This window comes from Symmachiella dynata, assembly GCF_007747995.1.
In the GTDB taxonomy this organism is placed as follows: domain Bacteria; phylum Planctomycetota; class Planctomycetia; order Planctomycetales; family Planctomycetaceae; genus Symmachiella; species Symmachiella dynata.
In genome coordinates, this window is the sequence record NZ_CP036276.1 from 2,674,571 (window position 1) to 2,689,802 (window position 15,232).

Annotated in this window: 12 protein-coding genes; 4 read left to right on the forward strand and 8 right to left on the reverse strand. The window is 54.2% G+C overall.

Annotated elements, in window-relative coordinates; all coding sequences use genetic code 11:
* Positions 1 to 10: 10 nt before the first annotated feature.
* From Mal52_RS30395 to Mal52_RS29705, 6 genes are all read right to left on the reverse strand, one after another.
* On the reverse strand, positions 11 to 1,321 hold the full coding sequence (locus Mal52_RS30395; RefSeq protein ID WP_145375931.1) for a carboxypeptidase regulatory-like domain-containing protein: 1,311 nt from the start codon (positions 1,319 to 1,321) through the stop codon (positions 11 to 13).
* A 72-nt stretch (positions 1,322 to 1,393) separates the two neighbouring features.
* Entirely contained in the window at positions 1,394 to 2,173 is a 780-nt protein-coding gene (locus Mal52_RS10295) for a carboxypeptidase-like regulatory domain-containing protein (RefSeq protein WP_145375933.1), read from the reverse strand.
* 112 nt (positions 2,174 to 2,285) lie between these two features.
* The gene (locus Mal52_RS10300; protein ID WP_145375935.1) at positions 2,286 to 5,996 is read right to left on the reverse strand and encodes a c-type cytochrome; all 3,711 of its coding nucleotides are present in this window, start codon (positions 5,994 to 5,996) and stop codon (positions 2,286 to 2,288) included.
* A 130-nt stretch (positions 5,997 to 6,126) separates the two neighbouring features.
* Complete coding sequence (locus Mal52_RS10305; RefSeq protein ID WP_145375937.1) at positions 6,127 to 7,518, reverse strand: cytochrome b family protein; 1,392 nt, start codon at positions 7,516 to 7,518, stop codon at positions 6,127 to 6,129.
* Between the two features lie 85 nt (positions 7,519 to 7,603).
* Positions 7,604 to 8,377: a cytochrome b N-terminal domain-containing protein gene (locus Mal52_RS10310; protein WP_145375939.1), complete on the reverse strand. Its 774-nt coding sequence runs from the start codon at positions 8,375 to 8,377 to the stop codon at positions 7,604 to 7,606.
* 83 nt (positions 8,378 to 8,460) lie between these two features.
* Entirely contained in the window at positions 8,461 to 9,567 is a 1,107-nt protein-coding gene (locus Mal52_RS29705; protein WP_197534802.1) for a QcrA and Rieske domain-containing protein, read from the reverse strand.
* A 570-nt stretch (positions 9,568 to 10,137) separates the two neighbouring features.
* On the opposite strand from Mal52_RS29705, the gene Mal52_RS10320 reads away from it, so the two are divergent.
* From Mal52_RS10320 to Mal52_RS30205, 3 genes are all read left to right on the forward strand, one after another.
* A complete protein-coding gene (locus Mal52_RS10320) occupies positions 10,138 to 11,160 on the forward strand; it encodes a glutamate cyclase domain-containing protein (protein WP_197534803.1) in 1,023 nt (340 codons plus the stop codon).
* A 75-nt stretch (positions 11,161 to 11,235) separates the two neighbouring features.
* Positions 11,236 to 11,865 (forward strand): hypothetical protein, encoded by a 630-nt coding sequence (locus Mal52_RS10325; protein ID WP_145375943.1) that lies wholly within the window; start codon positions 11,236 to 11,238, stop codon positions 11,863 to 11,865.
* Between the two features lie 24 nt (positions 11,866 to 11,889).
* Positions 11,890 to 12,015 carry a DUF4392 domain-containing protein gene (locus Mal52_RS30205; RefSeq protein WP_231962592.1) on the forward strand — a complete coding sequence of 42 codons (126 nt, stop codon included), beginning with the start codon at positions 11,890 to 11,892 and terminating at the stop codon, positions 12,013 to 12,015.
* Between the two features lie 13 nt (positions 12,016 to 12,028).
* Here the strand turns inward: Mal52_RS30205 and Mal52_RS10330 are convergent, their stop codons facing one another.
* Positions 12,029 to 13,015, reverse strand: coding sequence for a hypothetical protein (locus Mal52_RS10330; RefSeq protein ID WP_145375945.1), 987 nt, complete (start codon positions 13,013 to 13,015; stop codon positions 12,029 to 12,031).
* 329 nt (positions 13,016 to 13,344) lie between these two features.
* On the opposite strand from Mal52_RS10330, the gene Mal52_RS10335 reads away from it, so the two are divergent.
* On the forward strand, positions 13,345 to 13,812 hold the full coding sequence (locus tag Mal52_RS10335; protein WP_145375948.1) for a hypothetical protein: 468 nt from the start codon (positions 13,345 to 13,347) through the stop codon (positions 13,810 to 13,812).
* 90 nt (positions 13,813 to 13,902) lie between these two features.
* On the opposite strand, the gene Mal52_RS10340 is transcribed toward Mal52_RS10335, so the two are convergent.
* The gene (locus tag Mal52_RS10340) at positions 13,903 to 15,111 is read right to left on the reverse strand and encodes a mandelate racemase/muconate lactonizing enzyme family protein (protein WP_197534804.1); all 1,209 of its coding nucleotides are present in this window, start codon (positions 15,109 to 15,111) and stop codon (positions 13,903 to 13,905) included.
* Between the last annotated feature and the right edge of the window lie 121 nt (positions 15,112 to 15,232).

Sequence of the window (15,232 nt, forward strand, 5' to 3'; positions counted from 1 at the left end):
ATTGATACTCTTAGCGACCGGTGTTCAGCACCAGGACCTTGGCGGTGGGACCATTGTGCTGAGCGAAGTCTTTGGCCGCGTATTTCAACGGCTCTTCGGTATACTCGCCCGCTTTAACGGTGACTTTCAAAGACTTGGTCAAGTAACCCGGCTTTTCTTGCCACACAGTAAAGGTGTAATTCCCAGGTGGAAGATTGGGGATTGCAAATTTGCCATTCTCATCGGTGGAGGCACAAAACGGATGGTCCAGCACCGAATGATAAGCCGACATCCAAGCGTGCAAGTCGCACACCACCTTGACCGGCAAGCTCTCGGGACGGCGATAAAGCAGTTTGACACCCACGCGGTCGTCCGCACCGATCGCCGAGTTGAACCCGGGATTGCGAACTGGATTGGTGTGCGTATTGTGTACGATCGGGTCGCCATTCTTAACCAACACTTCGCGACCTGCATAGACGATCAGGTTGTGCGGCAGGAAGACACAATATTTTTGGTCAAACACCAACGCCTCTTTCGGCGGTTTGGGCTTAAACCCGCGGGGCTTTTTGCGGAGATAGACGAACACATTTTTCACGCCATTATTCTCTTGATTGACGATCAGTGATTGATCGGGAATCGCTTCCAGACCACACACTTCCGGGTCCTTCGGAGCTCCACCTTTTTGGTACAAAAATTTGGGTTCCGGAGCTTTGCCATCAAATGTGATGACCCCCGAGAATCCTCCAGTGCCATCAGCCAATACGGGACGTCCTTTGTCGTCGACATCACCGGCATCATCGGCCGGAGTGGGCGTTGGTTTTGGCTTGGGAGCCAATGCCACCTCAGTCTTAGGGGCCGGTTTTTGGGGAGCCGGTTTCTTGGCGACTGGCTTCTTAGCAGCCGGCTTCTTGGCAACCGGTTTTGCCTCGACAGTTTTCTTGGCAACAGGTGTTTCAGTCGCTGGCTTCTTCGCAACAGGCGTTTCCACGGCCGGTTTTTTAACAACAGGCTTCTTGACAGCCGGCGATTTGACTGCGGGCTTCGAAACAGCGGCCACTTTTTTCATCGGTTTTTCAGCAGCAGGCTTTTGGGCGGCCGGCTTTTTGACCTCAGGAGCCTTGGCGGCTGGAGTGGTGACGGTGACGGTGGCTTCCGGCCCGACATCTCGCCGCGGGAACAGTGCGGTTGATTCTTGACCGGTTCCAAAGTCGGTCAGCACCACATGTTGACCGCCCGATTCATTCGAGTTACAGCCGCCGATCATGCACAGACCGCTCATCAAAATGGCGCAGACTGCCAAAACTCGAAGGGCACGAATTTGTCGGTGGAAGTTCATTGTCATGTTCAGACTCCTGTGTGTTGCACGTTTGTCATTGCCACTCACTTTGGAGCAGCGACGGATGGCTCTTCAGATTTATAGCTTGAACTTGTCTGGAGAATAGGTGGTTTTTGCCGGATCGATCGTTGTGGTTTCATCCGGATTGATCGTAACTTCCAGTTTTCGGTCTATAAGTCCACCACGTTCTTGCCAGACTTTGAATTCATGTTTGCCTGCCGGCAGTCCTTCGATCGTAAACGTCCCGTCCGGCTTGGTGATTGCAAAGTAGGGGTGATCGATCGGAAAATGGTAGGCCTTCATCCAACTGTGATAGTCGCAGGTCACGCGGAGCGGTTCGCTTTCTGCACGGGAATACTTGATCGGAATCCCGTCACGATCATTAGCTTTGACCGCTTGGTTAAATTGCGAATTCCGTTGCGGATACGTATGTGTGTTATGGGCAATGCCATCGTCGCTTTTGACCACCAACGGTTGGTCCAAGTCAACGCGGACCGGTAAAATGTGCGGAAAAAACTTACATCCCTTTTGGTCAAACACCGCCGGTTCGACATCCGTCTCCGCTGAGGCCAGATCAGGATTGATGTATTTGGGAGGTTTGGCCAAGTAAATAACCACGTTCCCAATACCCTTGGTCGCCGGATCGATTTCCAACGATTCATCGGGGACTGCCTCAATCGAGCAAACCGAGGAATCCTTTACTCCGGCATCCCCTTGATTGACCAGCGGCGTCAAATTCGGCGGCGTGCCATCAAACGTAACCCGACCGGTGAGAGTGCCGTAGCCTGACACCCCGGCGTCATCCGGATCCACTTCAGCGGTTCCTTCGTCTTCGCCACCGGCGGACTTAATCGTCACACTGACAACCGGCGGGGATGGGAATTTGCAGCCCGAAAGGAGCAATGCACCCAACAGCGGTAGGCTACACAGCGTCCGAGTTCGGAATGAGAAACGGTTGCACATCATCATATTACTCGCCTCCCGCCTGACCCGGAGCGGTTTCGCTGCCGGCGACTTTTTCGTTCTGTTCCATCAAGCGATGATAATTCATCAACGCATCGCGGATGGCCCGCGTCTGGACATCTCCTTCGCCTCCGAAAAACTGCGGAAACTGGGGAGTGGCCTTTTTGAAGTTCTGCGGCATCGCTGTGTAGGGCGTGATCCATTTCGGATTCGAAATCCACAACAACGTCCAATCAGGTCGCAATCGTGATTCAACCCGATTCAGGTTCGGTCCTCGTTTGTCTTTGGGATCGGTCGATGTATATTCCATGCCACCGAACTGGTGACACTTCACGCACAAACCATCCGGACGAGGAATGTTGAATAGCTTCCAGGATTCCTCGAGATAGTGCGGATACTTTGCGTTTTGTTTCGACAGGTACTCCGGTTCCCGCTCTGGGATGTCCTGATACGGATATTCTGCCCCGTTGACAGCGGCAAAGTAGTTGGCCAAAACCAGGGCCTCTTCATCGCTCATATTAAACTTGGGCATCCGCAACACTGTCGAGAAACGCAACTTGTCCGGGTTTTTGAGGAATTTATACAGCCAAGGCGTTTGGACCTTGATCCCTTCCTGGTACAGCGGCGGAGGTGACATTTGCCACGCGTCGGCCGATTGCAATTGGTTGTCCTGTTCGACCAAATATTTCACCAAGAAACGCGCGAACTCTCCGCCGCGACCTTTGTTGTTGGACACCAGTTGTTGGGCCGGAACCAACATCGGCTCCGAGGGGAGCATCAATGTTTCACCGACCTGCAGTGGTTCCCAAAGCTGGAATGAGTATTCTTGATCTTCGATGGCATCGTCCGGATCGGGAGTCGCCGTGGCCATGCCGTGGAAACTGATCACCGGCAGGTCCCGCGCCTCGTCGTACTCCGTGGCCGGCAGATGCATCGTCTCGCCGGTTTCGCCGTTATGAATCGGCTTCAATTTGTAAAGCAGTTCCAGTGCTTCTGGGTATTCGCCGCTGGTATCGGTGGCCAGCAACTCATCCGGGTCGATTGCCGCAATAATCTCCGGCATATCGAGCATATGACAACCGGTGCAGTTGTACTTCTTCAGCAGCTTCTCACCTTCCAGACGGTCCTTGTCCGGTCCGGTCGGTGTATAGACATATTCCGGTTCCGGAGGATCGGCTGTTAAACCGAGCACGAAGGTCACGACCGCTTCGTTTTCCTCTTCACTGAAGGGGAATTTCGGCATCCGCAACCGCTCATCGTAACCTTTGGTTTCGATCTTGCGATAATCATAACTCCGCGGGGCACGTAGTTTTTGCCACGCAAAACCAGGACGGCCGTGGTGATTGATTTGGTCGTAGAAATAGGCGACTGCCAATTCCGTTTCAGGGTTTTCATCGGCGGGGAAGCTCTCGTTCTCCGCATTCATCACCGCCAGTTTGGCTCGTTCTGCTGTGCTGGACCCGTTGGGTTCACCGAAGTGATGCAGATATTCGCCGATGTGCTCAAAGGCCAATTTCGACGGATCCTTGCGTCCCCAGTCCTGCAGCGCGGTTCCGATCGGACGCGCGTCTTCAAAGCCGGGAATGTCATGGCAACCGTAACAGCCATAGCGCGAAATCGTGCGACGGCCGACGTAACGCAGCTTCATTTCTTCGGTGATCGTTTCACCGAACAATTCAATTTCATCCCCTTTGATGGTCTCTTCCGTCATGTTTGCGGGAAGTTTTCCATCAATCATTGCTTGCTTGGCTGATCGCACGGAAATGGCTTTGCCCAGGAACATTTGCACCATTTCGTCCAGCGCCGATTTATCCGCGTCCACACCCGGACCGTTCCATTCGAGCTTGCCGAAGTTCTTCGATCCCCCTTGTTGAAGGTAAGCAGCAATGTCCGCTGCCGGGTCGATCGTGACTCCGTCTTTGACTTCCGGATCTAAAAACAGATCGGGCATCTTTGTGCGGGCATGGTAACGGCTTGGCTCGCGGATCCAGGTATACAACCAACGAAATCCCGCTTCGCCCGGCAGCAATTTTTCATGCACCTTGGTCAGATCCGGACCAAAGTCGGAATGACTGTCCGGGAAATCAGCGTGATTGTGGCAATTCAAACATCCGCGTGTGGCGAACGTGTTTTTGCCCCGTTCTGCCTCCGGTGTATAACCTTCCGCAGGGGACAACTCTTCAAAATCTTCAGAACGGCTCATTAAGTAAGCAACCGTTCCAGCAATTTCGACGGGACTGTATTTCTTGGCGACTTCATCCTGTTGATTCGACAGATGGAAGAACTGTGGCATGCGCGTTGAGGGGCGGAAGCTCTTGGGCTCTTCGACCCAGACTTGTGTCCATCCAGTCGTCACTTTCGACTTGATGTGCCGCAACGACGGGCCGACCTTACGCAGTTTGCCGGGAACCGCGTTGGGATCTTCAGCAATCTTGGCCGCCTGTTCAGGGGTGTTGGGCTCCAGACGCAAGTCCGGCCCGATCGATTTCAAACCGTCATAACCACGGATTTCGTGGCAGCCAAAGCAACCATATTTTTCGACCGTTTCCCAACCATCAACCACTTTGGGGGCGCTGGCACCAAACTTAGGATGCTCAGCCAATTCCGTCACGCCATGGTGACACTTCAAGCAGGTCGACTCCTTGAAGCGATCGGGATACATCGGGTTTTCCCAAAAGTGGTTGTGGAAGTAGTCGTATTCCTTCTTCCACTCTGCGGCGATGACCGGATTGTTGGGCGTGTGCGAGGCATTGTGAAAACTGGTTCCAGAGCCTTGGCCGTCATGACAAATCGTACAGCCGAACTTTGCCTGCGAGTGCGGACTGGATGCTGTGATGAACAAATCGGTCCGGGGATGCGTGGCGAAAGGGTGTTCGTATTCGCTCTCGGGAAATTCGGCAACGTTTCCAGCTGCCACACGATCCGTCGCGAGATGGCAGGTGATGCAACGATCAAACCGCGGAACGTCCTTCATCCCTCCCAGGTTGATCGTCAAATCCGGTAGCCAAATTTGTTGGATCTTGTTCGTGGGATTGAGATCCAGCAGCGGGATATTGACGAAAGTCTTCTTGGTAATAGCAACCCATGACTCCGGCTCTTTGGCCAACCGGTCGCCCTGAATACGGACGAAATCTTTGGTGTGATCCTTGAGTTCTTCCTCGGCTGCCGACTGGGCGGAGCGAAGTTCCTTCAAGACAGCCGTATTGTTGTTCAGAGCCTCTGTTTGCTCGCTCAGCTCTTGCTCCATATCGGAGACGATGGCCTGCTTGCTGTCGAAAATCTCTTTCAATTGATCCTGACGGGCTTTGGGAGCATCTTTGCTGATCGCCAAGTCATAATCGGCCCGCGCTTTGTCCCGTTCCGCCCGTTTGAATTTAACGGATCGGTTCAGAGCCAGCGTAACAGTCTCCAGCTCGGAGATCTCTTTTTCAATCTCCTCAACTTCTGCCTGCCGGCTCTTCACATCATCCTCAGCGTCTTTGAGTTTGCCTTTCAAATCCGCTTCGGTTTCCAGGTAAGCCTTGTCGGCAATCGCCTTTTCTTCGCGCTCGGCGCGCTGGGCGTCTAATTTGGAGAATTTGCGTTGATAGACCCTCCACTCGTCGTCGTAATCTTTGACGAGCATCAATACCGTTGCGAACGTGAGCACCAGCGCGCTGATGGCAAACACCACGTGCATTCGACTCGGACGTCGCCAGAATTCTTCGTTAGCCGGCATGGTCTTCCAGACTTTCGTTTTCAACAATCCGACAGCCCGTCCCCAGTGGGCGGTGCCGCGGATACCTCATGTCGTTTTCAAAGCAACAACTATCACGACGGACACGGAAACATCAACTTGCCCAAAGGGCTTAAATGTTGAAGAAGTATTCCGGAATCGCGACGATATATTTCAGGTTGAAGGTCCAACGCAACAACATCTTGATTGGCAAACAGGCCATGAACAAAAACAGGTTTGCCAACACGAAGTAGCGGATGAAACCCATGTGTCGGAAAAACTTGCGAAAAATGGTCACTGCCATCAACGGCGGTAGCACCAGCAAATAGGCACCCACCAACAACAGTCCCACCGATTCCCGCCACAAGATGGTGACAAATTGCGTAAACCCATCGGAACCAGGCGCTGCCATGGGAGGAGTCCGACCCATCCAGGCCCAAAAATACTCAGACAAGTTCACGTTATTGAGCACCTCTAACTTGTGAGGGTCCCAAGGTTCGTAAATACCGAAAAAGTTCCAGTTGGGACCTCGTAAGAATGTCCCCAACACGATCAGCCCAATCCACAACGGCAAAAAGCCGAACATGAAGGTCAGAATCGCGAATTTGCGTTCGTTGAATGAGTAATAACCGTTACCCCGCTTATTGAAATCGATGTAGGGCAACGCCATCAGACCCACCAGAATCACAGACGGCAGCACCACGCCGGCCATCCAAGGGTCGTAATAAACCAGCATTTCCTGCAAACCCAGGAAATACCACGGAGCTTTCGAGGGGTTGGGAGTCTTAACTGCTGAGGCGGGTTCTTCCAGCGGGGCTTGTAGGACGCATCCCCACAGCACCAACAGGGCGGTTAAAGCCACCATGCAGATCAATTCGGTATAAACCAGATCCGGCCAGACCAAAACCTTGTCGTTATCGTCTTCGCCGTAGAGCGGTTTCCCAGCGGCGATGCGATCGTCGTTGTCATTGGCTTTACGGAAATACAGCCAAGTGAAGTACCCCACGATAAACAACATCGAGACAATCGGCACGTTGTCCGGCTTGCCCACGATTTGACGGAAGTCGTAATCGGTCATGCTCAAGGCAATGAACACGATCGTCAGATTCAGTAACACCCAGGCTACGGTGACATTGGCCAACACGCGCCGGAGCAGAATCATCAAGACAAATAGGCCGACAGTGCCGAAGAAGTACAGCACGGGGTTGGCCAACGCATCGATGCCCGTTTTGACAAACTGCGGCATACGAATCAAAAACGCAGCTGGATCGCTTGTTCCTGTGAAGTGCGTAATGGCCAGCAAAAAGAAGCCCATGGAGACGATCGCCCAGAACGTCGTGTAGGCCAAGCTGGGCCCGTCTGACCAATGCTCTCCTTCGTGGCTTTTGTCGCCGCTTTCGTGGTCATGCTTGCCGGGACCTTCGACATACGCGCGAAAGGCCCAAGCCGCATTCATTGCAAAGAGCAACAAATACAGCCAGCCGAGACCAAAGATCACTTCGGACGTGAGATCGGGATGATGCATCGACGATTAACTCGCAAGCAAACCAGTTGTGTGACTTAATTTCACTGCAACGCAATACGCCGCCTAACACGGCACGGTGACGCCGTTACAGCGGTTGGCTGATGCCGCCGTCTTTGCGAACACGCCAGAAGTGGATGGCAATCAATGTCGCCACAACCAACGGAATGAAGACGCAGTGCAAAATGTAGAAACGATTCAAAGTGGCTTCGCCGACAAAACGACCGCCCAGCAACACAAACCGTGCGTCACTACCGGAAGTAATCAGGTCGAAACCGCCGATATTCAAAATCTGAGCACCCGGACCTTCGCTCCCCAAAAACGGAGTCGCGCGGGCCATGTTGGAACCGACCGTAATGGCCCAAATGGCCAATTGATCCCAAGGCAACAGATAGCCGGTAAACGATAGCAATAGGGTCAGCACCAGCAGCAATACGCCGACCACCCAGTTGAATTCGCGTGGAGGTTTATAACTCCCGGTCAGAAAGACACGGTACATATGTAGCCACACCGTAATCACCATTCCGTGGGCGCCCCAGCGGTGAATTTCCCGCATGATGCCCAGCGTCGCCACGTCCCGCAGCGCGAGAATGTCATTGAATGCGTGTTCAAGCGTGGGTCTATAGTAGAACATCAGCAACACGCCGGTGACCGTTTCCACCAGGAACAGGAAGAAGGTAATCCCCCCCATGCACCAAGTGTAAGACAGGGCGATTCCCTGTTTTTTGATCGAAACCGGATGGAGATGCAGGAAGAAGTTGGTCAGCATCACCACCACGCGGTTGCGACGGTCGTACGGCGCCGGATGCCGAAAAACGCTCTTCCAAATTTGCGACTCGCGAATATATTCGCCGATTTTCATCGGAGACCTCGATTGCGCCGTTGTGAATTAGTGAAACTCAATCTTACTGCCGTGACTTCAATTATTTTCCCGTCAGCCAAGCCTTAGGCACTGACGAAGGACTTGGGATCTTCCCATTGCCCCATCTCTTCTTGGAACTTCAGGCCTTTGTCGACTTCCAGCATGCCGTCAGCGGCGACGACGATACCATGTCGCTCCAACGGTCGCGGTGCGGGACCTTCGAAGTTGACCCCATCGATGTAAAATCCCGAACCATGGCAAGGGCACTTAAATTTTTGTTCCCCTTCCAACCAGTTCGGCGTGCAGCCTAAGTGCGTGCAAACCGTCGACAAGGCGACGATCACGTTTTGACCTTTGTAGCGATCCGTGTGCACCACCCAGATGCCACGTTCCGCTTTCCATTTGGTCGAGACCGTGCCGAAGTCGTAATCTCCCGGCGAACCGATCTTGAATTTGCTCGGGGGTTCGACCAAGACATTGGGCAAACCAAAGCGGACCAGTGCTAACAGCCACGCGCTCGCCGAACCAGCCAGCATGACCCACGCTGCCGCGAAAGCCGATGGCACTACCAGCAGTGCGGCCAAAAAGCTGCGGCGATTCTCATCCACAGGCGCCGGCACCGGCTTGGCTTTGGGCTTACGAGGTGGGACCGGCATTTTGGGCGGCAACTTCTTGCCGTCCGCAGTCGTGGCAGCCGGAGCCGCCTTCTCACCCGCTGCTTGTTTCTCACTGCGAAACGCGGCCAGCATCTCCTTGACCGACGGTTTGTCGCCGCTGGCGGTTGTTGCTGCTTTTGCGGGAGCTTCTTTTTTCTTCGCCGGAGCTGCGGAACCTGCCGCTGCTGCGGCGCCTCCCGCCTTTTGGGCACGGGCGGCCGCTAGAATATCTTTGGTCGATGTCGGTTTGGCGCCGGATGCGGCCTTTGCCTTGGGCTTTTCTGCCGCAGGAGGAGCCGCTGATTTCTCGCCACCCGCTGCTGCGCGAGCCGCGGCTAGAATGTCTTTCGTCGACGTCGGCTTCTTCGCTGGAGCTGCCGGCGTGGACTCTGCCACGGGTGCTTCCTCTGCGGGCGTTTCGGCGGTTGTTTCTTCCGGAGCAGGGGCCTCGACAACCTCCTCAGCCGGAGCGTCCGATGAAGATCCAGCGGACGCCTCGGCGCGACAAAACGCCAAGATATCCGCGGTGGTCATGTTCTTCCTGTCTGGAATCTTTGCCATGCGGTTCCAAACCAATCCCTAAAGGCAGACGAGACGCAACCAAAACAGCGCGATACCTTATCGCTTGTTGATTGTGCCAATCGCTGACAATTGCTTGAAAATTCGACTCGATGATTCAGGCGCATCGTGAGTCCCGCATCGATGAAATGCCGGGTCGCTCACAATGATTTGAGGAGCCTCAACGTATTCTCACAGCCAACGTTGATGGCGGCTGGAAGAATTCCTGTTTGACGGGTCTTCTTCGATAAGTAAAGGATTTTGGCATGAAGAAACGCGGCTGACAACCGAGAAGCTCCGTTTCCGCACCGTTTTCTCAGTTCCAAGAATGCCACTCAAGTCGTTTCCCAGGCACGAGAAGCAGACAGGAGCCCACAGCGCTGGATAATCGTTTCAGCACCTGATTTCACTCCAAGCCCACTACAAAACGGCCCGCTTGCCCCGCGCGCCACGGGGGATGCCAGGCCCTCCTGACGCCTCGATTCGGGCCTCCAGGACGCGTCGACCGAATTGAATCGTTTAGCAATTCAATGCACAATAATGAGCATGCCCTCCACTCCACCATCGCCATTGATCGCACAGCTCGACGAACTTATTCGTCGCGATCCCGCACAACGCGGGTTAATCGGAACCGAACGAGAATTTGGAGCGTTGTGTCCTGGGCACCTCGCCGCCGCTGCCGCCGAACTCGCCGAGAATGCCCGTTCGGTGGGAATCGTCACCGGCTTTTTCATCCCCGGCGGCCAACCTCCAGCCGCTGAGACCGACGGACCGCTCGGCACCCTGTTTCTAGCAGCGGTTCTGGAAAAACTGGGAGTCGAGTCCCACGTCATCACCGACAATCACTGTCATCCGGCCCTCCAAGCCGCCGCAGAGGCCATGGAATTTCCCAATGATCGCGTGCATCAAACGGTGGTCAACATAAACGAAACCGGCGAGACGTTTTTCCAATCCGCCCCCGGTAAACAATTGACGCACCTGATCGCCCTCGAACGGGTCGGTCCCTGCCACACCACCACTTCGCTCACCGGTCAACGCCGCAGCGGGACAGTTCCGCTTGAGGAATTCCATCAACTCGTCCTGCCGACCGCCCATGACCGCTGCCACAACATGCGGGGCGAAGCGATGGATGCCTATTCCGGCAATCTGCACCGCCTCTTCGAATTCGCCACCCAATCGCGTCCCAGCATCAAAACCATCGGCATCGGCGACGGCGCCAACGAAATCGGCATGGGCAGCATCCCCTGGGAAAACCTGCACCGGCGACTGGAAGGCGATCACGCCGGCCGTGTCCCCTGTCGCATCGCCACCGACTGGACCATCGTCACCGGCACCAGCAACTGGGGCGGCTACGCCCTCGCCGCCGCCATCGCCCATCTAAAAGACGCCCCGCAACACCTCGCCCCCTACGACGCCGCCCAGCAATTCGGAGTGCTCGAACATTTCGTCCAACACGGCCCCGCAGTCGACGGCGTCACCCGCCGCCAAGAACCAACCGTCGACGGTCTGCCGTTTTTGACCTACATCCAACCGCTGGAAGGGATCCGGCAGCTGTTGGGGATCGACTAGATGCAGTGATTGATCGCTTTAATAGGCCTCTGGTGAATTTATAGGGCAAAATGTCGTTTACACAAATTGAACGCCATGAAATACAAACCTAAGGGCAAACTGAAGATGCGAATTCCATTGCCTTTTTTTCTCCTCACTTGTGCCCTGTTTGGGTGCGAAAAACCTCCAGATCAACCAGATGTCACACGAAAAATTTCAACGGAGAAGTCCACAAAGCAAATCCCCGCTAATTGGCAAACGATCAGAGTGGATGCCCTTTTTTCTTTTCGTGCGCCACCTGATTTGAAAGAGGTCGACGTGCAAGGCTTCGATTCGTTGGTGGGAGAATTCGTCGGTCCAACTTTGACATTGAGCTACGATTATGGACGGTTTTCGAATTCGCTGTCTGAAGAGGAGTTTGACGGAAATTGGACCATCATCGACGGATTCCGTGCTCGCATCGCTCGGAGAGGGAACTATTGTGGCGTCCATTTTCCTGAGGTGAAACAAGCCTTCCAAGCAAAAGATCCCCCTGGGGTGAAAGAACCCGCGGAGGAAAAAGCCTCCCGAGAGGAGAGAGTGCTCCTGGATGAAGAGAGCCAGCGTATTGAAAAACAGCTCGGTCGCATGAAGATCTGGAATTCGCTGACGATGAGTATCGAGATGGATGTTGCTGATGCAGAGTTCTGTGAAATGATCTTCCGGACAATCAAATTTACCAAATGACATTCAAGCAACGATTGTACATGGATGTGCAACCACGGCCCCGCCGTCGACGGCGTCACCCGCCGCCAAGAACCAACCGTCGATGGTCTGCCGTTTTTAACCTACATCCAACCGCTGGAAGGGATCCGGCAGTTATTGGGAATTGATTAGTCGACACTGCTTATCAGAAAGCCAATGCCGTGAATCGCATTACAACTTTTCCACTGTTTGCGTCGAACCCTTCGACATAGGCTCCACAATTTCCCGCACCGACGACATATACTAAGTTGTCATTGCGTACAACGGACACATAGTGATTGCCCAAGGGCAGACTCATAGAAGACGGAGGAATCGTTCCCCATACATCGGCTTCCCACCGAACTTTATCTCCAACATAGAATCTCAGTAAATCGTCTTCGCTAAGTATGCTGCGATCATAAATCGTCACCCAAAAGCGACGCTCATCATTTGTGAACGCAAAACCTTTCTGGAGAGCGCCTCTAGTTTTCACGGAACTCAGAGGAATCACCGACTCTGCGGATGTGCCATCTAGTACAACATTGTCTCCGGAGACCGTGACTTCATTGGGGGCGTTACTAAGCACCGTCCAGTCAAGTTCCGTATTATCGTCGCCTTTGATTGTTACGTGCTGTTTTTGAATGGCCAGACCGTGCATGCCGTCGCGAAACACAAAATACGTTGAAACTCTGTCGTGACGCACAGATCCAAATTCCAACACGGTCAAATACCAATCAGGCAACGGGATCTTAAGACGTCCCTCGCAGAATCCCACAAACCTCGCCGCATCAGCCCTGTCAATTTGATAATCTCTTTTGGCGGGGAGCCCTGTGGTTTCTGGCGTCCGAAGTTCATCGCGGTTGGTTCTATTCTGGGCCGGCCTCACAACAAACAATTCAAATGCCGCTGAGAGGCTTACCGTATCGTTGTCGTCCATCGTCAAAAGACGTAAATCATTCTCTGAACAATTCCAAAGCTCCCGATTCCATTTTACGAACAACTCACGGTTCGTGATCGCTTTTTCGGCATCTGCAACTATCTCTCCTGTGCCGGCCGACAAATCATCGCAATGCCCAACGTTCACAGAAAACAGAAGTCCACTCACTAGACAAAAGCAGATTAAGTTAACCTTCACGATCGAGAGTCGTTTCATCGTGTTTCTCCGAGACAAGGAAAGTCCGAATATTTGCGAGGCATGTAAAAAAGGAGAAGGCGTCTTTTCGGAATCGTCAAATCGATGCTACCAAAAATTGCCGCCCCCCACCTCAAAAAGCCACCACTCCACCGTCCGGAATCTCCTACAACTGACGGCGATGCATCAAATTGACGAACTTTTTTTGCCGAATTGGAATGAATTCGGGAACCAATCCGAGGAATGGGCCGTCTTTATCTGGTAGCGCGACGGGCAACAACCCAGTCCTGGTGCGGATTCGCGTACAGCGAATAGAAGATCTCAATGAGCACGGAATCAGGAGTTTCTTTATGTCCGTCTTGCGACTTTCAATTCTGCTCAGCGTGGCCTCGGTTCTGGGGTGCGCAGAGTCCGTGCCGACCAAAGACCTAGCCCATGAAATCCCGACGGGTTGGGAGATGATCAAAGCTGACAATTATTTTCGATTCCGTGCGCCGTCCGACCTCCAGAAACAAGACGTACAGGGAGTCGATTCATTGGTCGGAGAATTCGTCAGTCCGACATTGACGTTATCTTTTGACTATGGAGCTTACTCTGATCCGCTCGACAGGGAGGGGTTCGACGGATTCTGGACCACGATTGACGGACGTCGTGCTCGTATCGCTCGAAACGAGGAACTCATCGGAGTCCACTTTCCGGATGTCAACGGGGGGCCGAAACAGCCTATGACTACCAAACTGACTATGATTGTCAAATTAAACGGCGCTCCTCCAGAAATTGGTGAGACAATTTTTCAGACAATCGAGTTTGGCGAATAACTTTCATGCAACATCTTTGATTTGGCACGTCATTGCCGCGCCCATCGCATCAATGCAGCTCAGCAGGAGCTTCGCCCTCCCGGTGGAACCTCAATAATCCACCACCCCCCCATCCGCATCTAACTTCGGACCCCGCCAGCGGTATTTGTAATTTGGGTCCGCCGCCACCTTCGCCAGCGCGGTTTCGTTAACATCCACGCACAGCCCCGTCCCCTCCGGCAGCGTTACATGCCCGTCGTCGGTGCGCTTCCAATGCGGCTTGACGATTGTCCCTAATAGTTCATCGTCGTACGCTTCGTGGATCAAAAATAACGGCACCGAGGCGGCGACGTGAAAACTGGCCGTCATGCCCAGATACGATTGCGTGCAGTGCGGCGCGATGGGGGTCATGTAGGCCTCGGCCAGCGTAGCGATCTTTCTCATCTGGCTGATGCCCCCTGTATATCCGCAGTCGGGCTGCACAATGTCCAACACCTTCTCCGCCAGATACGGCAGGATACCCCAAATCGTGCGGTCCCGTTCCCCGGCAGCGAGCGGAATGCGGATTTGCTGTTTCAGCCGTTTGAACACCTCAATATTTCCCGGCACCGCCGGCTCTTCCAGAAACAACAAATTGTACGGTTCGATGGCGGCGGCGAATTGAATCAGCATCGCCGGCGGCACGGCGCTGTGGGCATCGAACATCACCGTGCCATCAGGTCCGACTTTTTCGCGGGCGTTACGGACCGACTGCACCATGCGTTCAATCTGATCGGGATTGCCCGACTGCGGTTGCGGCCCGCTACCCACCTTGATCGCCTTGTCCGTGGGATAAACGCGAATCTTCTCCCGCAGTGGTCCGCCCAACAGGCGATACACCGGCACGCCCCACAACTGCCCGGTGATATCCCACAGCGCCATATCGATCCCGGCGATCGTGTGCAGCATAAACGCCCCACCGCGCTGATTCCGCTCCGCCCGATACAGCACCTGCCACAGATGCTCAATCCGCGTCGGATTCTGCCCGTCCAACATCTCAAACATCGAACTCGCCAACGCCGCCGCCACCGTCGGCACAACCCCCTTGATCTCCCCCCACCCGCTAATGCCATGATTCGTGTCGATCTTTACGTACACCCGATCCCGACAAATATGCGGCGTCAACCGCGTAATCCGAATCGAAGAAGTCCGATCCAAAACCGCCCCCGCCGGATCCGCCGCCCGAGCCTCTCCAGCAAACAACGCCGCCCCGGCCGCCGCCCCGATTGAGCCGAGTAATGTGCGTCGCGGAATATGTGTCTCATGGGATGGTAACGTCATAGTCAGCTCCTCGATGCGCTTCGCGATGTTACGGCGGCAGGATACGTAAGCCTCCATTGAACCGCGTAGCGTCGCGAATGCCAAGCCGCCACACGACTCTGACTGGCGTCTGAGAACATCC